The organism is Shewanella marinintestina, from assembly GCF_023283845.1.
Lineage (GTDB): Bacteria > Pseudomonadota > Gammaproteobacteria > Enterobacterales > Shewanellaceae > Shewanella > Shewanella marinintestina.
Genome location: NZ_JAKILC010000027.1, coordinates 1 through 23,623, shown reverse-complemented (window position 1 = coordinate 23,623; position 23,623 = coordinate 1). Strand labels below are relative to the sequence as shown.

The 23,623-nt window shown below is 41.9% G+C and carries 21 protein-coding genes and 1 tRNA gene; 10 read left to right on the top strand and 12 right to left on the bottom strand.

Translation table 11 applies throughout. From position 1 onward, the window contains the following. Positions 1-205: 205 nt before the first annotated feature. The 3 genes from nrdA to yfaE all read left to right on the top strand — a co-directional run bounded on the left by nrdA (position 206) and on the right by yfaE (position 4,088). Entirely contained in the window at positions 206-2,494 is a 2,289-nt protein-coding gene (gene nrdA, locus L2747_RS20325; RefSeq protein WP_249000785.1) for a class 1a ribonucleoside-diphosphate reductase subunit alpha, read from the top strand. A 72-nt stretch (positions 2,495-2,566) separates the two neighbouring features. Then, on the top strand, positions 2,567-3,697 hold the full coding sequence (nrdB, locus tag L2747_RS20320) for a class Ia ribonucleoside-diphosphate reductase subunit beta (RefSeq protein ID WP_249000784.1): 1,131 nt from the start codon (positions 2,567-2,569) through the stop codon (positions 3,695-3,697). Beyond that, positions 3,666-4,088, top strand: coding sequence for a class I ribonucleotide reductase maintenance protein YfaE (yfaE, locus tag L2747_RS20315; RefSeq protein WP_249000783.1), 423 nt, complete (start codon positions 3,666-3,668; stop codon positions 4,086-4,088). Before nrdB ends, yfaE begins: the two co-directional genes overlap by 32 nt. Before the next feature lie 389 nt (positions 4,089-4,477). On the opposite strand, the gene L2747_RS20310 is transcribed toward yfaE, so the two are convergent. Together L2747_RS20310 and L2747_RS20305 are read right to left on the bottom strand one after the other, a co-directional pair. Then, positions 4,478-4,840 (bottom strand): NirD/YgiW/YdeI family stress tolerance protein, encoded by a 363-nt coding sequence (locus L2747_RS20310; protein ID WP_249000782.1) that lies wholly within the window; start codon positions 4,838-4,840, stop codon positions 4,478-4,480. A gap of 198 nt (positions 4,841-5,038) precedes the next feature. Beyond that, positions 5,039-7,054 carry an NADPH-dependent 2,4-dienoyl-CoA reductase gene (locus tag L2747_RS20305; protein ID WP_249000781.1) on the bottom strand — a complete coding sequence of 672 codons (2,016 nt, stop codon included), beginning with the start codon at positions 7,052-7,054 and terminating at the stop codon, positions 5,039-5,041. Between the two features lie 155 nt (positions 7,055-7,209). On the opposite strand from L2747_RS20305, the gene sppA reads away from it, so the two are divergent. Together sppA and ansA are read left to right on the top strand one after the other, a co-directional pair. After that, complete coding sequence (gene sppA, locus L2747_RS20300; RefSeq protein ID WP_249000780.1) at positions 7,210-9,051, top strand: signal peptide peptidase SppA; 1,842 nt, start codon at positions 7,210-7,212, stop codon at positions 9,049-9,051. 296 nt (positions 9,052-9,347) lie between these two features. Then, complete coding sequence (gene ansA / locus L2747_RS20295) at positions 9,348-10,364, top strand: asparaginase (protein ID WP_249000779.1); 1,017 nt, start codon at positions 9,348-9,350, stop codon at positions 10,362-10,364. An 86-nt stretch (positions 10,365-10,450) separates the two neighbouring features. On the opposite strand, the gene L2747_RS20290 is transcribed toward ansA, so the two are convergent. From L2747_RS20290 to L2747_RS20280, 3 genes are read right to left on the bottom strand one after another with little or no spacing between them, the layout of a single operon-like run. Then, positions 10,451-10,732 (bottom strand): YeaC family protein, encoded by a 282-nt coding sequence (locus tag L2747_RS20290; protein ID WP_249000778.1) that lies wholly within the window; start codon positions 10,730-10,732, stop codon positions 10,451-10,453. After that, positions 10,729-11,046 (bottom strand): zinc ribbon domain-containing protein, encoded by a 318-nt coding sequence (locus tag L2747_RS20285; protein ID WP_249000777.1) that lies wholly within the window; start codon positions 11,044-11,046, stop codon positions 10,729-10,731. The genes L2747_RS20290 and L2747_RS20285 overlap by 4 nt, the downstream gene beginning before the upstream one ends. A 28-nt stretch (positions 11,047-11,074) precedes the next feature. Then, positions 11,075-12,202: a M14 family metallopeptidase gene (locus L2747_RS20280; RefSeq protein ID WP_249000776.1), complete on the bottom strand. Its 1,128-nt coding sequence runs from the start codon at positions 12,200-12,202 to the stop codon at positions 11,075-11,077. Between the two features lie 290 nt (positions 12,203-12,492). On the opposite strand from L2747_RS20280, the gene trxB reads away from it, so the two are divergent. Further along, positions 12,493-13,443 (top strand): thioredoxin-disulfide reductase, encoded by a 951-nt coding sequence (gene trxB / locus L2747_RS20275; RefSeq protein ID WP_249000775.1) that lies wholly within the window; start codon positions 12,493-12,495, stop codon positions 13,441-13,443. Between the two features lie 322 nt (positions 13,444-13,765). Here trxB and rplT read toward each other — a convergent pair whose 3' ends face one another. The 4 genes from rplT to thrS all read right to left on the bottom strand — a co-directional run bounded on the left by rplT (position 13,766) and on the right by thrS (position 16,900). Then, entirely contained in the window at positions 13,766-14,125 is a 360-nt protein-coding gene (rplT, locus tag L2747_RS20270) for a 50S ribosomal protein L20 (RefSeq protein WP_012155496.1), read from the bottom strand. A gap of 18 nt (positions 14,126-14,143) precedes the next feature. Beyond that, positions 14,144-14,338, bottom strand: coding sequence for a 50S ribosomal protein L35 (rpmI, locus tag L2747_RS20265; RefSeq protein ID WP_012155497.1), 195 nt, complete (start codon positions 14,336-14,338; stop codon positions 14,144-14,146). A gap of 87 nt (positions 14,339-14,425) precedes the next feature. Beyond that, positions 14,426-14,968, bottom strand: a complete 543-nt coding sequence (gene infC, locus L2747_RS20260) for a translation initiation factor IF-3 (RefSeq protein WP_220764059.1) — start codon at positions 14,966-14,968, stop codon at positions 14,426-14,428. A gap of 3 nt (positions 14,969-14,971) precedes the next feature. Continuing rightward, complete coding sequence (thrS, locus tag L2747_RS20255; RefSeq protein ID WP_249000774.1) at positions 14,972-16,900, bottom strand: threonine--tRNA ligase; 1,929 nt, start codon at positions 16,898-16,900, stop codon at positions 14,972-14,974. A 464-nt stretch (positions 16,901-17,364) separates the two neighbouring features. On the opposite strand from thrS, the gene L2747_RS20250 reads away from it, so the two are divergent. Both L2747_RS20250 and L2747_RS20245 read left to right on the top strand, forming a co-directional pair. Further along, positions 17,365-18,102: a pteridine reductase gene (locus L2747_RS20250; RefSeq protein ID WP_249000773.1), complete on the top strand. Its 738-nt coding sequence runs from the start codon at positions 17,365-17,367 to the stop codon at positions 18,100-18,102. Between the two features lie 2 nt (positions 18,103-18,104). Then, positions 18,105-18,305 (top strand): CPXCG motif-containing cysteine-rich protein, encoded by a 201-nt coding sequence (locus L2747_RS20245; protein WP_012277111.1) that lies wholly within the window; start codon positions 18,105-18,107, stop codon positions 18,303-18,305. 74 nt (positions 18,306-18,379) lie between these two features. Here the strand turns inward: L2747_RS20245 and L2747_RS20240 are convergent, their stop codons facing one another. Next, on the bottom strand, positions 18,380-18,994 hold the full coding sequence (locus L2747_RS20240; protein WP_249000772.1) for a riboflavin synthase subunit alpha: 615 nt from the start codon (positions 18,992-18,994) through the stop codon (positions 18,380-18,382). An 87-nt stretch (positions 18,995-19,081) separates the two neighbouring features. Here L2747_RS20240 and L2747_RS20235 point away from each other — a divergent pair, with 87 nt between their 5' ends. Then, complete coding sequence (locus tag L2747_RS20235) at positions 19,082-20,389, top strand: MATE family efflux transporter (RefSeq protein WP_371987060.1); 1,308 nt, start codon at positions 19,082-19,084, stop codon at positions 20,387-20,389. Positions 20,390-20,489: 100 nt separating this feature from the next. Here L2747_RS20235 and L2747_RS20230 read toward each other — a convergent pair whose 3' ends face one another. Continuing rightward, positions 20,490-21,023 (bottom strand): MarR family winged helix-turn-helix transcriptional regulator, encoded by a 534-nt coding sequence (locus L2747_RS20230; RefSeq protein WP_249000770.1) that lies wholly within the window; start codon positions 21,021-21,023, stop codon positions 20,490-20,492. 179 nt (positions 21,024-21,202) lie between these two features. Between L2747_RS20230 and L2747_RS20225 the strand changes: the two genes are divergently transcribed. Then, positions 21,203-22,756 carry an Ig-like domain-containing protein gene (locus L2747_RS20225; protein WP_249000769.1) on the top strand — a complete coding sequence of 518 codons (1,554 nt, stop codon included), beginning with the start codon at positions 21,203-21,205 and terminating at the stop codon, positions 22,754-22,756. 762 nt (positions 22,757-23,518) lie between these two features. Here the strand turns inward: L2747_RS20225 and L2747_RS20220 are convergent. Continuing rightward, positions 23,519-23,595, bottom strand: a tRNA-Met gene (locus tag L2747_RS20220). Positions 23,596-23,623 lie beyond the last annotated feature (28 nt).

Here is a 23,623-nt window from a genome sequence, read left to right as displayed (position 1 = left end):
TCCCATAACCTCACTATCTTGTAGCTATTAAATCTAAAAACACCATATATTGTGTGTGAGAGACTTAAGCAGGCACTATTTAGTCGTTTGTGTCAACAAAAAGGAACTCTCCGTTTTTACGGTTAAAACTGTTTGTTTACAGGGAAACGTACGGTGAACCTGAACAGGTCACTTTCATAAATATAAAAACCAAGGTCTATCTTTAATGAATAGCAATATGACAGTCACAAAGCGTAGTGGCGAACGTGAGACGATCGATCTCGACAAAATCCATCGCGTTATTGAATGGGCAGCAAAGGGACTAAACAATGTCTCTGTATCGGAAGTTGAGCTACGTTCTCACCTACAATTTTTCGACGGTATTGCAACTGAAGCTATCCATGAGACTATCATTAAAGCCGCTGCAGACTTAATTTCTCCTGAATCACCTGATTACCAATTTTTATCAGCGCGCTTAGCTGTATTCCATCTACGTAAAAAAGCGTTCGGTCAATTTGAGCCGCCTAAGCTTTACGAGCACGTAGTAAACCTTGTTGAGCTTGGTAAGTACGACCAGCATATTTTAGAAGACTACACAAAAGAAGAGATTGATATCTTAGATAGTTATATCGATCACTGGCGTGATATGAACTTCTCTTACGCTGCGGTAAAGCAGTTAGAGGGTAAATATTTAGTACAAAACCGTGTTAGTCACGAAATTTATGAAAGTGCGCAGTTCTTATATATCTTGGTTGCTGCTTGCTTATTTGCGAAGTACCCAAAGGATACGCGCCTTCAATACGTTAAAGACTTTTATGATGCTACTTCAACATTTAAGATCTCGCTACCAACGCCAATCATGGCTGGCGTGCGTACGCCTACTCGTCAATTCAGCTCGTGTGTATTGATTGAATGTGGTGATAGTTTAGACTCTATCAACGCGACGTCTTCTTCAATCGTAAAATACGTCTCTCAGCGTGCTGGTATTGGTGTCAATGCCGGTCGTATTCGCGCACTAGGTAGCCCTATTCGTGGCGGTGAAGCATTCCATACGGGTTGTTTGCCATTTTATAAGTATTTCCAAACGGCGGTTAAATCTTGTTCACAAGGCGGCGTTCGTGGTGGTGCTGCGACTCTTTTCTACCCAATGTGGCATTTAGAAGTTGAGTCATTATTGGTATTAAAGAACAACCGTGGTGTCGATGACAACCGTATCCGTCACTTGGATTACGGTGTACAAATTAACAAAGTCATGTACCAGCGTTTGGTTCAAGGTGGCATGATCAGCTTGTTCAGCCCATCAGACGTACCAGGTATGTACGATGCATTCTTCGAAGATCAGGAAGAATTTGAGCGTCTATACCTTAAGTATGAAGCTGACCCGAGCATCCGCAAAAAGCAGATCAAAGCGGTTGAGTTATTCTCACTTATGATGCAAGAGCGCGCCTCTACAGGTCGTATCTACATACAGAACGTGGATCACTGTAATACTCACAGCCCATTTGATTCTAAGGTTGCACCGGTCCGTCAGTCTAACTTATGTCTTGAGATTGCGTTGCCAACTAAGCCGTTAAATAACATTAACGACCCAGATGGTGAAATTGCACTTTGTACGCTATCAGCACTTAACCTAGGTGCAATTAAGAAGCTTGAAGAGCTAGAACCATTAGCCGATTTAGCTGTGCGTGCGCTTGATAACTTACTTGATTATCAAGACTACCCAATCATCTCTGCTGAGAAAGCATCGATGAACCGTCGTACTTTAGGTATCGGCGTGATTAACTTTGCTAACTACTTAGCAAAAGAAGGTGTACGTTACTCTGATGGTTCAGCTAACGGCATTACCCATAAAACATTTGAAGCCATTCAATACTATCTATTGAAAGCGTCAATGAAGCTGGCTCAAGAGCAAGGCGCTTGCCCTGCTTTCCATGAGACAACTTACGCTAAGGGTATTTTACCAATTGACACCTATAAGCGTGACTTAGACAAGATTTGTGATGAGCCATTACATCTTGACTGGGAAACACTACGTGAAGAGATCAAAACTCATGGTCTACGTAACTCAACGCTTTCAGCACTAATGCCATCAGAGACCTCTTCACAGATCTCTAACGCAACAAACGGCATTGAGCCACCACGTGGTTTGATCAGCGTAAAAGCGAGTAAAGATGGTCAGCTAAAGCAAGTGGTACCTGACTTTGAAAAGTACCAGTATAGCTATGAGTTACTATGGCAAATGCCTAATAACGATGGTTACTTACAGCTAGTTGGTTTAATGCAGAAGTTCGTCGATCAGTCGATTTCAGCAAACACCAACTACGACCCTTCTCGCTTTGAGGGTGGCCGTGTACCGATGAAGGTACTGTTAAAAGACTTATTAACCGCTTACAAATATGGTGTGAAGACACTTTACTATCACAATACTCGTGATGGAGCTTCAGATAGTCATGACGATATCACTGCCATTGAGAAAGAAGATGACAGTTGCGCTGGCGGCGCATGTAAGATCTAACCCAAGATTTTAATCATTAGTATTAAACGTTAATTAAAGGGGGCTTAGCCCCCATTATCGGAAGATAGAAAAATGGCCTATTCAACATTTTGTCAAACTCCAAACAACGCAATGCTTGAGCCTATGTTTCTTGGGCAATCAGTTAACGTAGCGCGTTATGATCAACAAAAATATGAAGTTTTCGAAAAGCTAATTGAAAAGCAGCTTTCATTCTTCTGGCGTCCAGAAGAAGTCGACGTTAGTCGTGATAAAATTGATTACGCAGCGCTACCTGAACATGAAAAGCATATCTTCATCTCAAACCTAAAGTATCAAACGCTACTTGATTCAATTCAAGGCCGTTCACCAAACGTAGCATTCTTGCCGTTGGTATCTCTACCAGAGCTAGAAACTTGGATTGAAACTTGGTCTTTCTCTGAAACCATTCACTCCCGCTCTTACACGCATATTATTCGTAATATCGTTAATGACCCTTCAATCGTATTTGACGATATCGTAGAAAACGAAGAGATCTTAAAGCGCGCCAGTGATATTGCGAACTATTACGACCACCTGATCAAACTTAGCCAGGCTTACCACCTTTTAGGTGAAGGTAACCATGAAATCGACGGCGAAGTCATTGAAGTCACTAAGCGTGAAATTAAAAAAGCGCTTTACCTATGTATGGTGTCAGTAAACGTATTAGAAGCGATTCGCTTCTATGTCAGTTTTGCTTGTTCATTCGCCTTTGCTGAACGAAAGGTGATGGAAGGTAACGCAAAAATTATTCGCCTTATCGCCCGTGACGAAGCACTGCACCTTAATAGTACTCAGCATATCTTGAAGATAATGCACGGCGGCAAAGATGATCCAGAAATGGCTGAAATTGCTAAAGAGTGTGAGCAAACAGCGATCGATATTTTCGTAAAAGCTGCTGAACAAGAAAAAGAGTGGGCTAAATACCTATTCAAAGACGGATCAATGATTGGTCTAAACGAGCACATTCTTTGTCAATACGTTGAGTACATCACAACTGAGCGAATGAAAGCGGTAAACCTTGCCTCTCCTTATGAAGAGAAAAGTAACCCACTTCCTTGGATGAAGAACTGGCTAGAAAGTGATTCAGTACAAGTTGCGCCTCAAGAAGTAGAAGTCTCTTCTTACCTTGTTGGGCAAATCGATTCATCAATAGATGAAGATGAGTTCGCAGACTTTGACCTTTAAGCCTATCAACTTTAGCAAAGCTAGCTTTAAGAAGGCTCCAATTGTGAGCCTTCAAGGCATGCCTGTGTTGTTGTTTAATCAGCAGCACCAGACATTGCTAGAAGCACTTGAGCAGAAAAAAGTGAAGATATTCTCCGAATGCCGCAGTGGTTTCTGCGGTCAATGCAAAACTAAAGTCATTAGTGGTCAGGTCACTTATCTTAAAGAACCTTTAGTCGAATTAGAAGCTGACGAGTGCCTACCCTGCTGCTGTGTACCAGATGGTGACATTGATTTAGCGCTTTCAGCCGAAGGTGCCGAAGTTGTAGTGCGTGTAGCCACTCCCAAACCTGCTAATACACCAGCGATTAACAGCGAAGTGGTTTCAGCCAACACCACAGTACAAGGCTGAGCAATAAGTCCTCTCTAATTATTAGTTCAAGAATTTACATTTTAGATAGCTAATCAAGCATACATTCAATTTTACATCCGCCATCTCAGGTGTGGCAGTCATAAAGTGTTCCTTTGTTTATGAATTTATTAGTAGCTATTATGATAAAAAGCAGTTTGATTGATTTGGCTTTTAAACACAAAAAGCTTTCAGGACTGAATTCCTTTCAATCTAAAACTAGCAGGTTAGAACAGATAATATGAGCTAAAAATAATAGGTTTAAAGCCCATTAATCTTTAATAGGCTTTAAATCAAGTGCCAAAAACAGGCTTAAAAACTGAGTTGTTAAACCTCAGCTAAATAAGGCTTTTATGTCGTCATGCTTAGTGACGACAATTCTTTAGGCTCTATTATTTAGCGAGTTTAATCCTATCGACATCGATTACCGTATAAGACCAGCCGCTATCGACCTCCCCCTGTAGAACAACTTTGGTCTCAGGCGTTGCTTCTACGCCATTCCAATCTTGATCGTCAATTTCAATGATTATTTCACCAGTATTGTCTTTAAATTTATATTCTTCGTTACCTAAACCCGCAGTAATATAGCCAGTCAGTTGCACTTGAGTGTCGTCTTTTGCTTCTAAAGCAACAGCAACAGTCTTAACACTTACATTGCTCGGTCCAATAAAACCACCTGCTTTTTCAGGACTCGATGTAGCCAAAACGTTAGATGATGCAAATAACAGTGCACTGATTAATATTGCTTTTCTCATAGAATTCTTCCTTTCATAAATGAATGCTTACGTCAATATTAGCTATTAATATTGTAGTCCATACTAAGTAATACCAATGACAAGATAACGAAGTAGCTGTGAAGGAAGTGTGAGTTTATGAATAAAAAAGCCAATAAAAAACCTGCTAATGCAAGAGCGTTAGCAGGTTTCATTAAGCGAATTTTTAAACTTTAAATTTTAAAGTGTAATAGCGAGCTCTGCTCCTTGACGAATTGCACGCTTGGCATCAAGTTCTGCTGCTACGTCAACACCGCCAATTAAGTGCACAGGCAAACCGGTTGATTTCATTTCATCGACAAGTTCAGTATTGGATACCTGGCCTGCACATAAAATCACATTATCAACATCGAGTACTTCTGCTTTCCCATCAACGCTAATATGTAAGCCTTGTTCGTCAAACCTATCGTAACTTACACCTACTTTTGTCATAACTTGGTGTTGCTTTAGCACTGTACGATGGATCCATCCTGTCGTTTTGCCTAAACCTTTACCTATTTTTGTCGTTTTACGCTGCAACAAATAAACTTCACGGTGCTTTTCTTCGGGGACAGGAGCAGTCAAACCACCGGCTTCTTTATAGTCTTTGTCGATACCCCATTGTTTTAGCCAGCGATTTAAATCGAGTGTCGAAGATTCTGACTCACAAAGGTAATGGGCAATATCGAAACCAATACCACCGGCACCAATTAAGGCCACTTTTTTACCAATTGAGACTTCACCATTAAGCACCTTTTGGTAATCAACTACTTTTGGATTATCAAAACCTGGTAAATCGATAGCACGCGGTTTAACACCAGATGACATAACGATTTCATCAAACTTTTCATCCCGCACGACACTGGCGTCTAAACGAGTATTTAATCTAAGTTCAACCTTGTGTAATTTGATCTGGTTGAGGAAGTAACGAATGGTTTCATCGAACTCTTCTTTGCCCGGTATTTTACGCGCAAGGTTAAATTGGCCGCCGACCTCTGATTTAGCTTCAAACAGCACCACTTCATGACCACGAGTGGCTGCATAAATAGAAAATGCCATACCAGCAGGGCCTGCACCCATTACAGCGATACGTTTCTTCGTTTGCGCAGGGGTAAAATTAAGCTCTGTCTCATAACATGCTCGAGGATTCACTAAACATGTTGCACGCTTTAATGCAAAGGTATGATCAAGACAAGCCTGATTGCAACCTATACAAGTATTGATAAGCTCAGGTGTGTTGGCTGCAGCTTTATTCACAAAATCTGCGTCAGCAAGAAACGGTCTAGCCATAGACACCATATCTGCCTGACCCGATGAAATAATATGCTCAGCAATTTCTGGAGTATTAATCCGGTTAGTCGCAACAAGAGGAATTGACATTTCCTGCTTTAAGCGTTCAGTTACCCATGCGAAAGCGCCACGTGGAACACTGGTTGAAATTGTCGGTACTCTGGCCTCGTGCCAACCTATGCCAGTATTGATAATAGTTACGCCAGCCTGTTCTAACCATTTAGCTAACTGAACAACTTCTTCCCAAGTCGAGCCATTATCGACTAGATCGAGCATGGACAGCCTGAATATAATAATAAAGTCTTTGCCGACTTTCTCACGAATACTCTTAACGATCTCAATTGGGAATTGGGCGCGATTTTTAAACTCTCCGCCCCATTTGTCATCACGTTTATTGGTGCGTGAGCTAATAAATTGGTTAATCAAATAACCTTCACTTCCCATTACCTCTACACCGTCATAACCAGCTTTCTTTGCAAGCGCTGCGCTACTCGCATAATCTTTAATTGTTCCGTTAACTTGCCTTGCTGACATGGCTGAAGGTGTAAACGGGGTAATAGGTGATTTGATTTTACTCGGTGCACTAGAAAACGGATGATAACCATAACGGCCAGCATGGAGCAGCTGCATACATATTTTACCACCGGCCTCGTGCACCGCTTGGGTAACCTTGGTATGCTTTTTAACTTGCCAAGGAAAACTCAACTGGCAAGCATTAGGTGCCAAACGGCCCCTGAGGTTTGGGGAGATCCCACCAGTTACAATTAATCCTACGCCACCAAGCGCACGCTCTTTATAAAACGCTGCCAGTTTCTCAAACCCGCCCTTTTCTTCTTCCAAACCTGTATGCATCGATCCCATCAATACTCGGTTTTTTAACTGGGTAAATCCCAGATCTAAGGGTTCTAATAAATGCGGAAACGACATTCAAACATCCTTTTTAAACAAGTGATTTAATTCAGCATACCCTGAGTAAACAATAAGCTCAATAAGCGCGTTAATAGATTCCTTTACAATTGAGTTTTCCTTTCCTTAAGGATTTCAGTTAGCATTATGCCAACTAAGTGATAAAGGAGTGGCAGATGTCCACTAAACCCTCAATTTTTAAAAGGATGTTCCTACTTACGTGGAATACCATTAATGGATTAAGAAAGCTATTTCTTAATCTAGTGTTCTTTGGTTTGATTGCTATCATCATCGTCACTTTAGCCGCTGATGACACGATTGAAGTTGAAAATGGCTCTGCACTGGTACTCAATCTGTCTGGGATTATTGTTGATCAAAAGCGTCAAGTCGATCCAATAGAAGCTGCAATGAAAAGTGGTAATGAAACAGATGGTAGCGGTGAAATTTTACTCGCCGATGTATTAACTGTTATCAATAATGCTGCAGCCGATGATCGGATTAGCCAAATGGTGTTAGATCTTGGCATGCTTAATGGCACAGGGATAAGCAAGTTACAATCCATCGGTAATGCGCTAGAGTCATTTAAAGCAAGTGGCAAGACAGTTGTCGCAAACGGCAACTGGTATGGTCAAAACCAATATTTCCTAGCCAGCTTCGCTGATAAGGTTTACCTCAACCCTCAAGGTAGTGTTGAAATTGAAGGTCTAGGCCGCTACCGTTTGTATTTTAAGTCCGCATTAGAAAAATTAAAGATCAACGCACACGTATTTAGAGTGGGTACCTTTAAGTCGGCCGTAGAACCCTTTATACGCGACGACATGTCTGATGCAGCAAAAGAAGCAAACTTAGTGCTACTAAATGACCTATGGAAAAGCTATGCAGACACCGTAGCAGCAAATCGTGGCATTAATAGCGTCGATTTGTCTTTAAGCGCCGATGAATATTTGAAGCAATTAGACAAAGCGGACGGCCAGTCAGCTGAAATGGCTTTAAACATGAACTGGGTTGACGGACTTAAATCAGCGGAGGAGTTTAGGCTTTCTATGGTTGACGCTGTCGGTAAGTCAGCTGATGGCGAATCTTATAAGCATGTAAGCTTTTATGACTACTTATCAGTAACCCATAGCCATCCTGCTTTAAGCTTAAATGACAAGGTCGGAATCGTAGTCGCTAAAGGAAATATCTTAAATGGCTCACAGCCTGCTGGCCAGATAGGCGGTGAAAGCACATCACAACTACTCAGAAAAGCACGTTTTGACGACTCAATAAAAGCCGTTGTACTACGCGTTGACAGCCCTGGTGGTAGTGCCTTTGCTTCCGAGCAAATAAGACAAGAAGTGTTAGCTTTAAAAGAAGCCAACAAGCCAGTAATTGTGAGTATGGGCAGTTATGCTGCATCTGGTGGATATTGGATTTCTGCAAGCGCTGATTATATCTATGCAACACCAACTACCTTAACCGGTTCTATTGGCATATTTGGTATGATCACAACCTTTGAAGATTCACTTGCGAGTATAGGCGTGCATACTGATGGTGTAGGAACTTCTGAATGGGCAGGCTTTTCTGTCACTAAAGGTTTATCGCCACAAATTGAAGCGGTTATACAACGCCATATTGAGCGTGGCTACCATGACTTTATTTCACTAGTCGCAACTGAACGTGATATGACCTTAGAAAAGGTAGATAGCATAGCTCAAGGCCGCGTTTGGACGGGTCGTAAAGCTCTAGAACTCGGACTTGTTGACGATCTTGGAGAACTCCAAGATGCAGTGACAAAAGCTGCCCAGATGGCATCCATGGAGCAATATGACACTGAAGTCATAGAAAAGGAGCTCAGCCCACAGGAACAATTTGTTCAAGAGATGTTTGCTTCAGCAGCGAGTTACATACCCGCTAGTGTGACAGAATCTAGCACGCTTGAAACAATACTCAGTCAGTGGTCTACCGTAATTGAAGAGTTTAAATCTTTTGATGATCCAAATGGGGTCTACCTTTACTGCGATACCTGCAATTATTAAATTCTATTTAGTGCCCAACTAAAAAGATGACTAAGCCCTGCAATCGCAGGGCTTTTTATTACTCAGAGCCATTACAACTAAACATCCATTTAATTACAGCTATTTATAGCAAATTTGCTACATCTAAATTTAAACCCATAACGTAAGCGCTAGAGATTTTAACGCTGCTGTTTATCAAAATAGAATTTTAGTGCGCCTCATGTAGGATTATTACGTGTTATCCCCTGCATCTATCATGGCTTTAGGTATATAATCCCTGCACCGTGATTTAATCTAAAACTAAAAAACAAAATCAAATGACTAAACGATCAATTTATGTAGCCTACACGGGCGGCACCATTGGAATGCAAAAAACCGAACACGGTTTTGCACCTGTTGCCGATTTTCTAACTGGCTGCGTAAAAGCAATGCCTGAGTTTTACCATGATGAAATGCCTGATTTTGTAATTAGTGAATATGCCCCACTGATTGATTCATCGAATATGAAGCCAACTGATTGGCAAATGATCGCGGATGATATTAAAGCAAACTATGATAAATATGATGGTTTCGTTATTCTGCACGGTACTGACACTATGGCATTTACAGCCTCAGCACTGTCTTTTATGCTTCAAGGCCTACAAAAGCCAGTCATAGTAACCGGTTCACAAATTCCGCTTGCGCAGCTTAGATCTGACGGTCAAACCAATCTTTTAAACGCGTTATATATTGCAGCTAATTATCCTGTGGCTGAAGTATGTTTGTTTTTCAATAACAAGCTATTTAGAGGTAACCGCACAACAAAAGCACACGCAGATGGCTTTAACGCCTTTGCGTCACCGAACTTTCCGCTTTTGTTAGAAGCCGGGATTAAGATCCGTTGGCATGCGGGAAAGCGCGCTGTAATAGATAATAATATTTCGCTGAGTGTTGCTAAGATCAGTCCACAGCCAATTGGTGTAGTGACTCTTTATCCAGGGATCAATACTGAGATTTTTGCCAATATACTACAGCAACCGGTGAAAGCACTTATTCTCCTGACTTTTGGCGTTGGTAATGCGCCGCAAACGCCCGCATTGCTTAAAACGCTAAAAGATGCACATGAACGTGGCATAGTATTAGTTAACTTAACCCAATGTATGCAGGGGCGCGTGAATATGGATGGTTACGCAACAGGTAATGCATTAGCTGAAGCTGGTGTTATAAGCGGCTATGACATGACGACCGAAGCCGCGCTGACAAAGCTGCATTATCTATTATCAACCGATATGTCCCCTGAAGAAATCCGTACAGCAATGAAAACTTCAATTGCTGGTGAACTCACCTCTGATTAAACCTGATTATCAGTGCATGAAGAACAATAAAAAAGCCCTTTATATTTATAGGGCTTTTTATTAGAAGGCTCAATTAAGCGACTAAATTACAGTTCGTCTTGGCTGAACTCTGCGATTGACTCGCCTTTAAACTGTTTTTTAAGCTCAGACTTCGACAACTCGTTCACTTTACCATCGCTATTAATTGTAAAGTGGTCGGTTTGTTGTAATCGCCTAGCTTGATAGAGCATAACAACCTGTTGAGTCGATGCGCGCTGCTCAGGTGTTAGCAAGGTGCCATCTTCCCACTTTCCAAGCTCTACGCCACTCAATAGACGCTGATAGACTTCATCAGGCATTTCATCGATAACTTTATTTATATCGGTCATACTTTTTTCCGTTTATGCAGCACAATTTGTACACGAGTGATCAAGTAGCCCACAAAACCTAGAGAAAATGCGCCTACTGCAATATAGGAGCGAGCTCCTTCTGCGGGCTCTCCGCCCCAAAACCAAGTCACTACGCCACCAATAAAAAGGGTCAACGCTAAAAAGCTCTGATTCATTAACTGATTAGAACGCTTAATATGACTGATCACTTTTAGGCTTTCATTGTCAGCAGAGATGCTTGCCTTACAGTGGTTACACTCTTTGGCCATACTTGAGATACGTTTATTACAGCTAGGACAATTAACTAATGCCATTGGCTACCTCTTAGCTTATCCCAAATACTTATTTAAGTTTATCAACGACAGCATTCATTGCAATCAATGAAGCTTCACCTAGATAAATACAACGCTCAGGTGACCAACCCGCCATTAGATCTGGCATATTGGCATTGTCTTTAAATGGCATTTCAAGGGTATTTGAAAGGCATCCAAATGTATGAGCAACCCAGTTAGAAGCTACTGTTAGGTTTGCCTGACCAGGCTCGTCTTTATCGTAACCAAACTTATCTTGGAAATCTGGGCTCGCCATCAGTAGAGCATCAACAAACGCTTGTTGGCGCGCAGCATCTTCTTGAGTAAAGGCTGGTACGCCTTCACAGCCTGCAAGGAACACATATGGCAGGCCTTCATCACCGTGTACATCGTAAAACAGATCCACACCGGTTTCTTTCATCTTATTAACCACATACAGAACTTCAGGGCTCTTCTCTAAAGAAGGTGTTTTCCATTCACGGTTTAGATTGGTACCTACGGCGTTAGTACGCAAATGCCCACGCGCACTTCCGTCTGGATTCATGTTCGGTACGATATAAAAGTTCGCTTTATCCAGCAATGCTTTCGCCGTTGGGCAGTCACTGTCTAATAGGTTGTTCATCAAGCCTTCGACTAACCATTCAGCCATTGTCTCACCCGGGTGTTGACGCGCAGTGATCCAGATATTCGCTTTATCTTCATCGCCATCACCGATTTTAACCAAGGTCATATCACGACCGTCTAAAGTTAAGCCTAAATGTTCAAGGCTAACTTGTGGGTGTACTTGCACGGCAGCGAGCAGATCTTGGTGACGCTCGTAGCTATAAGGCGCAAAATAGGCAATTTGAATCGCATCACAATCTAGGTCAACTTGGATTGAAAGCTTGCCGTCAACATATTCTGTCGGTAAGCGGAACCAGTTTTGTCTATCGTAAGTGGCAACCGCTTGATAATCTTCCCAGCCTTTAGTGTACGAAGCTTTATCCGCGTTTACGATGTTAAGCGTATATTGGTTACCCACAACCCCTTCTAATTTGAAGTTAAACCATTGAAAAAACTCACCACCTTCATCAGGACGGATCGCTAACTGAACATCATCTTTGTTATCTAGATTGATAACTTCAATATTGCCACTATCAAAATTCGCGGTAATGCGCATAACACTTCCTTTTTCTTTTAGCTTTAGGTTATGACTCTGTAAGTTTGACACTGCAAACAAGCCAACTGTCTTTCTTTGCGGTATAGAATAAACCAAAATGTGATAAGGAGCAGCTTAAACCCAACAAAAACCGTCAAATATCACTACATAAGCTAACTTCCTGCAAGGTTAAACACTAAGACAGAGCTTTACCAGCCTCCGGAAATTCCATACAATCGCAGCAATTCGTAAAAACAAGAGGGAAGCAATTCCCCTTGCTGTACCGCATTCGTTAAGGAACGGAGAAACTAATGACCCAAGCTAGACATTGTGAACTACTTATTCTGGGCTCTGGCCCGGCAGGCTACACAGCAGCAGTTTACGCTGCTCGCGCAAATTTAAAGCCTGTTTTGATCACAGGTATGCAGCAAGGTGGCCAGCTAACAACAACCACTGAAGTTGAAAACTGGCCTGGTGATGCTGAAGACCTGACAGGTCCTGCACTAATGGAACGCATGCAAAAGCACGCTGAAAAGTTTGAAACTGAAATCATTTTTGATCACATCAACGAAGTGAACCTTAATGTGCGCCCTTTCCAGCTTAAAGGCGACAATGGCGAATTCACTTGTGATTCGCTAATCATCTCTACAGGTGCTTCAGCTATGTACCTTGGCCTTGAATCAGAAGAGGCATTTAAAGGTCGTGGTGTATCCGCATGTGCAACCTGTGACGGTTTCTTCTATCGTAACCAGAAAGTTGCCGTGATCGGTGGTGGTAACACTGCTGTTGAAGAAGCTCTTTACCTAAGTAACATCGCATCTGAAGTTCACCTTATTCACCGTCGTGATAGCTTCCGCAGCGAAAAGATCTTAACTAAGCGCCTAATGGATAAAGTTGAGAACGGTAATATCGTGCTTCACTTAGACAACACGCTTGATGAAGTTGTTGGCGACCAAATGGGTGTTACAGGTCTTAAGATGAAGAGCACCAAAGATGGTGCAATTAACGACCTAGAAGTTGCTGGTGTTTTCGTTGCTATTGGTCATAAGCCAAACACTTCTATGTTTGAAGGCCAACTTGAAATGAACAATGGTTACATCAAAGTAGAAAGCGGCCTAAATGGCAATGCGACTCAAACTAGCATTAAAGGCGTATTCGCCGCAGGTGACGTAATGGACCAACATTACCGTCAAGCAATTACTTCTGCTGGCACTGGTTGTATGGCTGCATTAGATGCAGAGCGCTTCTTAGACGCGCAGTAATCCTTAAAGCTATAATTGAAAAAGCCAACTGAAATAGTTGGCTTTTTTATTGGCTAAAATTGCATAAATGAACAATTTTGATAACGAAATCAATTTATCAACCTCCCATTTGTAAGCCCAGTTCGCCATGTACCTTAAGATTGCTAAAGCCCTCTAATTAATCAGTATAAAAGGTTAAAGCGTACAACAAGGTTTGCTCGGCACAGCGACAAAACAGCTGCATTGTGCCCCATCAACCCATACTCTTAAACGACATAACGCCGAATTATAGATATAAAAAAAGGGAGCCCTGAGGCTCCCTTTTCGAAAGATTCTAAACTAATTACTTAGCTAAAGCGTCTTTTGCTTTTTCAACTAAAGTTGCAAATACAACTTTATCGAAAACAGCGATGTCAGCCAGGATCTTACGGTCGATTTCGATTGATGCTTTTTTCAAACCATTAATGAAACGGCTGTAAGACAGACCATTTTGACGAGATGCCGCATTGATACGTGCAATCCATAGTTGACGGAATTGACGTTTCTTTTGACGACGGTCACGGTAAGCATATTGACCAGCTTTAGTTACTGCTTGAACAGCAACACGGTAAGTACGGCTACGAGCGCCATAATAACCTTTAGCTAATTTAAGTACTTTCTTGTGACGAGCACGAGCGGTTACACCACGCTTAACTCTAGGCATTGTTCATTGCTCCTTTAATTAAGCGTATGGTAGTTGACGTGCGATTGCTGGCACATCAGACTTAGCTACTTGACATTTTGCACGTAAGTGACGTTTACGCTTAGTGCTCTTCTTGGTCAAAATATGACGTAAATGGGCTTGCTTGCGCTTAAAACCGTTAGCGGTTTTCTTAAAACGCTTTTGTACACCCTTGTCTGTTTTCATTTTAGGCATTGCTAAAACTCCGCATTGGGACAATTAATAAAACGCAAGGCGAGTAGGAAACCTCAAGAGGCCCCTACTACTTTTAAGGTTGCCTTACTATTTCTTTTTCGGCGCAAGAACCATAACAGCTTGGCGACCTTCCATTTTCGGGAAAGACTCCACTACTGCTATGACTTCCAAATCAGCTTTGATACGGTTCAAAAGATCCATACCTAAACTTTGGTGAGCCATCTCACGACCACGGAAACGCAGCGTTACTTTCGCTTTGTCGCCGTCTTCTAGAAAACGAGTCAGGTTGCGTAGTTTTACCTGGTAGTCGTTTTCGTCTGTACCGGGACGGAATTTAATTTCCTTCACCTGTACAATTTTCTGCTTCTTCTTTTGTTCTTTTTGAGCTTTTGCTTTGTCAAAAAGGAACTTACCGTAGTCCATAACACGACAAACTGGCGGCTCAGCATTAGGGCTAATTTCTACTAAATCCACACCGGCTTCATCAGCAACTTCTTGTGCTTCTTTAATAGTTAAGATGCCTAACTGCTCACCATCTAAACCGTTTAGACGGACTTCAGATACACCAACGATGAGCTCGTTGATTCTGTTCGGGGCCGCCTGGCGCCCTGCTGTTTTTTTGATCTTTATGACCTAATCCTCCAACAAATTGAGACTACGGAGCGAAATCTGGTTCTTGAGCTTAGTAGCAAATTCTTCGATTTGCATTTTACCTAAGTCAACGCCTTCACGGGTACGCACCGCTACTTCCTTATTTTCCATCTCTTGATCACCTACGACCAACAGATAAGGCACACGCCTTAAGGTATGTTCGCGTATTTTAAAGCCTATCTTCTCATTCCTCAAGTCTTTAGTTGCACGAATTCCATGTTCTTTGAAGATATTGACGACATTATCGACATAATCCGACTGTTTGTCGGTAATATTCATTACAACAACTTGAACTGGCGACAACCAAGCAGGGAACTTGCCTGCGTACTCTTCAATTAGAATACCCAAGAAGCGCTCTAACGAACCTAAAATCGCTCGGTGGATCATAACAGGTGTTTGACGACTGTTATCTTCAGCAACGTAAGTTGCACCTAAACGACCAGGTAACGCGTAATCGAGCTGCACTGTACCACATTGCCACGCTCTGTCTAGACAATCGTGCAATGTAAATTCAATCTTAGGACCATAAAATGCGCCCTCGCCCGGTAAAATTTCAAATTCAATATCGTTAGCAGTCAATGCTTGCTTAAGAGCTTCCTCTGCGCGATCCCACATATCGTCATCGCCGATACGCTTTTCAGGACGTGTAGAAAGCTTAACAACGATATTGCTAAAGCCGAATGTTTCGTATGTATCGTAAACCATCTTGATACATGCACTTACTTCTTGCTGAACTTGTTCTTCAGTACAGAAGATATGCGCATCATCTTGAGTGAAACCACGTACACGCATTAGGCCGTGTAATGAACCTGATGGTTCGTTACGGTGACAACAACCAAACTCAGCCATACGCAATGGCAAGTCACGGTATGACTTAAGACCTTGGTTAAAGATCTGTACGTGACCAGGACAGTTCATTGGCTTAACTGCATATTCGCGGTTTTCAGAGCTAGTAGTAAACATCGCTTCTGAATACTTGTCCCAGTGACCACTGCGTTCCCAAAGTACACGGTCCATCATTAATGGGCCTTTTACTTCTTGGTAAGTGTACTGACCTAGCTTTTGACGAATAAACTTCTCAAGCTCTAGGAACAGGCTCCAACCATCGTTATGCCAGAACACCATACCCGGTGCTTCTTCTTGCATATGGTAAAGGTCTAACTGCTTACCAATTTTACGGTGGTCACGCTTCGCCGCTTCTTCAAGACGGTTAAGGTGCACTTTAAGGGCTTTCTTATCAGCCCAAGCTGTGCCGTATACACGTTGCAACATCTTGTTATCTGAGTTACCGCGCCAGTATGCACCAGCCACACTCATCAACTTAAAGTTCTGACAGAACCTCATGTTTGGTACGTGCGGGCCACGACACATGTCGATATATTCTTCATGGTGATACAGTGCTGGCGTAGAGTCTTTTGGAATGTTCTCATCCAAAATCGCCATTTTGTAAACTTCACCGCGAGATTCAAATGTATCACGCGCTTCTTGCCAGCTAACAACGCGCTTATCAACCGCATAGTTAGTTTTAGCAAGTTCAGCCATACGCTTTTCTAGCGCATCGATATCTTCCTGAGTCAACTTATGGTCTAAGTCGATGTCATAGTAGAAACCATTATCGATAACTGGGCCAATAGCCATTTTGGTTTCAGGGAACAATTGCTTGATCGCATGACCTAGCAAGTGAGCACAAGAGTGACGAAGAATTTCAACACCCTCTTCATCTTTAGCTGTGATGATTGAAAGATCTGAATCAGTTTCAATCAAATCACATGCGTCTTTTAGTTCACCGTTCACGCGACCAGCGATACACGCTTTAGCAAGACCAGGACCAATGTCAGCAGCAACATCTAAAGTAGAAACAGAGTGAGCAAACTCGCGTTTGCTTCCGTCAGGAAGTGTAATAACAGGCATGATATTTCCTTTTCCAGTGGTGACCCCCACGTAGGGCCACTTGGCTTTAAAATTAAGTGTGGTTTACGCCACTGGGACTAGACCTTACTGTAGTCTGCGGTATCCAGCGCGCAAGCGGCTAATTCTAAGTGATAGCGGCCTTGCTATGCAAGTTTTCGATTTAATAAGTTTCTAGTCTAACTTAAGCTACGCATCAATGCCCACAACTGCATATTAAACAATCGTTTATATATGAGAAGAGCTGAGTAATTATCGTGTTGAATTAGCATGACGACAGAAGAAGTCTGTGAGCTCTACAACATTATGAATGTCTGCCTTGATTTTTGTCGCTAGGTTAACTCTTCTCTGTAAGTGCCTATCTCAGCTATAGGTGGAGCATGAACTGTAATTCGCTTACTATCTGATTTTCTATAGAGCCAATTCTTCGAGCAACAAATAGCCGAACACTATATTAAGGATAAATAATGGGAAATTGGGCATTAGTTACAGGTGCAGCAAAGCGTATCGGTCTAGCTATAGCAACTCAGCTACATGACGATGGTTACAATATCGTTATCCACTATGGCAAATCATTTGAAGAGGCGCAGGCATTGCGTAGCAAACTAAACACCAAACGCGCTAATTCAGCAATCATGATCCAAGCAGACCTTGCTAATAGTAACGCTATAGAACAATTATCAAAGCAAATAAACGAACATGCTATCAACCTAGAAGTATTAATTAACAATGCCTCAAGTTTTTACCCTACTCCTGTTGGTAGCGCTTCCTTTGCTCAAGCTCAGCAGTTACTTGCAACCAATCTACTGACTCCTTATCTACTCGCAGAAAAACTTAGTTCCCTACTGGGTACAAATAAGGGATGCATCATTAACCTGTTGGACATACATGGCAAACGCCCCCTTAAAGATCATGGACTATACTCTATATCGAAGGCAGCACTCGAAATGGCAACAATGTCATTAGCTCAAGAGCTCGCACCAAATGTACGGGTAAATGGTGTGTCACCTGGGGCTATTCTGTGGCCAGAGCAATCTAATATGAAGTCACAACAGGCCGTTTTGAGTGCGATTCCTTTAGCTAAGCTTGGACAAGCAGACGATATTGCCAAGCTAATATCTCACTTAGTCAGCGCACCTTATATCTCAGGACAAGTTATTGCAGTAGATGGAGGAAGAAGCGCTGTTGGTTTTATGGGAGCGTAACCATGCGGTTTATTAACAAGACGATTAGCTGCCCGCATTGTGGGCACCATCAACATATTAATATTGATGCGACCTGTGGTGATCAGGACTATTACGAAGATTGCAGAGTTTGCTGTAACCCTATTCATATGCGCCTACATATGGACGAGGCGCAGCATAAAATTGAGTTTTTTATCGATTCAGATGACGAGCAGATCTATTAAAAAGACTACTGCTCTAAAGATTTTTTTAGTGCACGGTAAGCTACAGTCAACATCTAATATTGTGTGGCTCAAACTTAGCTAGCAAAACGCTTTGCTAGAACCCGCTCAACCGTGTCGACAATAGCCTGAGTTTGACTATCGATTTCAATATTGATGTTATCTCCTGCAGCATAGCCATCAAGATTTGTTAGCTTTAAGGTTTCAGGAATTAAGTGCAACATAAAAGTGTCTTCAGTCACCTCTCCTACAGTTAAACTGCAACCATTCACACCAACAAAGCCTTTATACAGAATGTAATTCATCCATTTAGGTTCAACCTTCAAACGAATATCATAATGCTCTGCAGTTTGACTAACAAAATCGACCTCAGCTTGAGTGTGGACATGACCCGATAAAATGTGCCCACCAATCTCACTACCAAAGGTTAATGAGCGCTCTATGTTAACCTGTGATCCAACTCTCAGTTTTGATAGGTTAGTTAGCTTAAGGGTCTCTTCCATTACATCAAAAAACACCCTATCATCATCTATTCTTGTAACTGTTAAACATACACCGTTATTTGCGACACTTGCCCCTAGTGAAAGTCCCTCGCGCAAATCCGGCCCAATTGCGATTTGTAGCGTATTTAAGCCTGATTTCTTATCTATCGCCAACACTTCACACGTTGCTTGAACTATACCTGTAAACATAATTCTCTCTCGTTATAAAAATTAAGGGCTGTACCCATGAACCATTCTGGCTTTCAAGCCAAACGCTTAGTCCAATTAGCATTACCTGTGCTCATTGCCCAAGTAACCCAAACAATGATGGGCTTTATCGATACCGTAATGGCGGGTCGTGTAAGCGCTGTCGATATGGCCGCAGTTGCGATCAGTGCAAGTCTTTGGCTACCTGCACTATTATTTGTTCAAGGCTTATTAATGGCCTTTACTCCAGTGTTTGCACATCATCATGGTGCAGATAACCAAAAAGCGATTCAGCCATTAGCCTTTCAAGCTGGCTATATTGCCATAATTGGTAGCGTTGTAGTGATGCTGATCCTCTCATTTGCTGAGAATATTTTTACCATGATGGATCTTGAGCCTGAAATGGCTCGTCTCGGCGTAGGTTATTTGAATGGATTTATGTGGGGCGTGCCTGCGTTTGTACTTTACCAAGTGCTTAGAGGTTGTAGCGAAGGTATTTCCTATACATTACCTACTATGGTGATTGGTTTTGTTGGCTTGGCAGTCAATATCCCTGCTAACTATATCTTCATTTATGGCCACTTTGGTATGCCAGCTATGGGTGGTGCAGGCTGTGGTGTTGCGACCGCGTTAGTGTTCTGGGCGATGTTTATCGCTATGGTTATTTACATGCAGTTGCATAAAAAGTTTAAAGAACTGGCACCTTTCAAATCTTTTCACTTACCAGATGCAAAAGTTATGTTTGATATGACAAAACATGGCTTCCCTATAGCAATGGCGCTATTTTTTGAAGTGAGTTTATTTGCAATCATTGCACTACTATTGGCTCCTTTAGGCGCTACAGTTGTTGCAGGGCACCAGATCGCACTCAACTTTTCGTCTATTGTATTTATGTTACCGCTATCGCTTGGTATCGCCGTTTCCATTCGTGTCGGCTATTACTTAGGACAAGATAAGCCAGAAATAGCGGCGTTAGTGACTAAACTTGCACTGATCATTTCGTTCTCTTTAGCAGCTTGTACAGCTGTCATTACAATTTTATTTAGAAACGAAATTGCACTGTTATATAACGACAATCCAGACGTAATAACCTTGGCTGGTAGCTTGATGTTCTTTGCTGCTATCTATCAATTATCAGATTCAATACAAGTTGTGACAGCCGGTGCCTTGCGTGGTTACAAAGATACCCGTAGCGCTTTCTACATTACGCTTGTTTCATATTGGGGCGTAGGTATGACATTAGGTTATACCTTGGCGCGTACTGATATTATTGTGCCGCACATGGGTGCACAAGGTTTCTGGATAGGTTTGATTGCAGGCTTAACTGCCGCGGCTATCATGTTTGCAGCACGCTTACGATACATTCAAAAACAAGGTGTAATCCACTCAGCTATTTAAGCTCTGTAATACAACGTAAAAGAAAAAGGCTAACTCAATTATCGAGTTAGCCTTTCAATTTTCTAGTGTTTGTTGCGTTATAACACATAGGGGCGTACAACTAGTCTGTTCCAGAAAATCGAATACAGCGCAGAAAGCTTTGCCCCCCTCTGTCCATGCTTGAACTGATCCGCTGCATTAGTTGATCTAAGAGCTCTAATTCTTCAGGCGTAATAGTCTCAAGCATACGCTTTTCATGTTTATGTAATACTGGCATGATCTCTTCTACTAAAGTTTTACCTTTACTCGATAATTTAACCAGTTTGCTTCTCTTATCTTCGGGGTTATCCAACCTTTCAATTAACTCCATTTTTTGCAATCGATTTAGCACCTTAGTTAAACCACCTGAGCTAAATAACATACTTTGATAAAGCTCGGTAGGTGACAAAACATAAGGTTCTGGATTACGTCGCAAGCAAGACAACAGATTAAAATCAGCACTTTGTAGATCATAAGACTCGACGCAGTCTTTGATAATTTGAATAAAAATATTATTCACCTGCGTGAGACGCAATAAGGCTGGAAATGATGTTGCTGCACATTCAGGCCAATTAGCTTGATTTAGCCTTAAAATGTCTTCCATACCCTTACTCATCTGATCTACCTCTAATTATATAAATTCATTAACCAATATACCTTGCTAGAAAGATTTAATCTATCTATTATCTTTCCAGAAAGATACTTAAGGTGTAGTAGCCGAATGAGGTTATTCTCAGCGTTTTGGCGCTCAAGATAATCATCGAAGGCATAATTAGTCGCCTCCAAAGAGTTGCGATGGATAAAGAGAGTGATGATATGAAAATCTTCAAACTAGGGAGCTTAGCGTTACTGATAACAGTAGCGTCAACGGGTTGTGGCAGTGACGATACATCGACGCCTCCAATACCAGAGAATAACCCGCCTGTCGCGATGCCAGATTTCGCAACCGTTTATTTGGGGACCCATGAACGTATAGATGTGTTAGCCAATGATTCTGATCCAGAAGGCGAACCGCTAGCTCTTACTGATATGAGCATAATTGAAGGAACTGGTACTGCATCGATCCATGGCAATGCGATTCAATTTACGCCTGTAGAAGTAGGAACCAGCATTATTCAATATACAGCTGCTGATCCACATGGTTCCAAAGCAAGTACAGAACTTACTGTGACCGTAGTTGATCCGCAATTCGCCACTGCAGATTTTGTTGGCTCCCAAACTTGCGTAAGTTGTCATAGTGATAAATCGACGTTTTTTGAAACTGGTCATAACTTTAAATTAAACAAAATTGTTGATGGAAAGGCTCCTGAATATCCATTTAGTAATATCGACAGCGTAGTTCAACTTATGTACGGCGCTACAAATAGCCTTGGTACACCAAATAGCTGGGATGATATTAGCTATGTTATTGGCGGATACGATACTTGGGCGAACTTCTTAGATAAAGACGGTTTTATTTTGTCAGGTAAAGGTGTTGCCGTATCCATCCCACAAAACGGGGATGATATCACCATTAATCATATTCAAGGGTATAAGCCCGATGCAGCGCCAGATTCACAACAGTTTGACTGTGGCCTTTGCCATTCTACGGGTTGGAAAGATTTTACAGCTGACTCAGAGCTAAATCCGCACCGTCAAGATGACTTGAAAGGATTTGCCGGTACGTATAATCAAGCAGGGATTCAATGTGAAGCCTGCCATGGCGCGGGAAGTATCCACATTAAAACACGTTCACCAGATGACATATCTCGGGTGGCTAAAGGCCGACTTCGTTCAGATCTCATAAAAGATGATATGGGTTACGGACTTGCTATAACTTGTTCAGAATGCCATTCAAAGAAAACCAATCGCCACTATCCAGGTTTTGTTAGTGAACATAATCAAGATTTTGGTGGTGATACAATTGGAGGCCGTTCCATCCCGTATTTTGACGGTGGCCGTCTAGCAGGAGATCAGCTCATTGGCCTTGATGCTAATACTGGTGTTGCTATAGGCAAGAAACGTGAAATGGCATGTCATACTTGTCATAACCCACATCGTTCTAAAGCAAATGAAGACCAACCTGGCCACGAAGATGCAATGATAAAAACCTGTACTGACTGCCATGGTAATAAAACTTTCGTACCGGATCTGAAGATTCATGAATTGGCAGCAAAATGCGAAACATGCCACATGCCGAAGAGTAACCACTTCTTTAAGATTAATCTTGATTATGCTTCAGATAGCCCAGAGAATTTTTCTGAAGATCGTCAATATGTTCAACCTTGGAACGTAGCAAAAGATAGCTGTGGCAGTTGTCATAAAAACTACGACGAGCTAGCAACAACAATCACAAAAATGCACAACTAATTAGAGTTGAAATAATAGCCAAGGTTAAACCTTGGCTATTTGTAATATCAATTTCAGTTCCAAATTCAAATAGCATTTCATTAACCACAAGAATTAACGTTAGTTAGCCCTTCGATCGAATATCGACTATTTCTACGTTAGGCACTAGAGAGCGTAGAGACGTAACACCGATATTAGACTAGATTAAAGTTGTTGAAAAAATACAACGACCTTCAATAGTTGACTCCAACTACCTACCCTACTTTATAAATCGCATTCGATTATTATTGCCATATAGCCAAATCTCATGAAAGAGATATAGACAGCATAAATCGCAGGCACAAAAAAACCAGCTTTCGCTGGCCTATGTATCACGTCATTCTTTAAATAAGAATTGGTTGCGGGAGCTGGATTACTTTTTACAAGAGCTTAGCAACGACCTTCGACCTAGCTTTAATAAAGAGTTGAGCCCGACTAGCTAGCAAACTGCTACACCCTAGCCTTGAACCGATGAAAATCAGCACATTTTAGGCACAAAAAAACCAGCTTTCGCTGGCCTACGTATCACGTCATTCTTTTAGTAAAAGAATTGGTTGCGGGAGCTGGATTACTTTTTACAAGAGCTTGGCAACGACCTTCACCCTAGCTTTAATAAAGAGTTGAGCCCGACGAGCTACCAAACTGCTACACCCTAGCCTTGAACAGATGAAAATCAGCACATTTTAGGTACAAAAAAACCAGCTTTCGCTGGCCTACATATCACGCCATTCTTTAAATAAGAATTGGTTGCGGGAGCTGGATTTGAACCAACGACCTTCGGGTTATGAGCCCGACGAGCTACCAAACTGCTCCATCCCGCGTCCATGTTGACGCTAATAACTGTTTTAA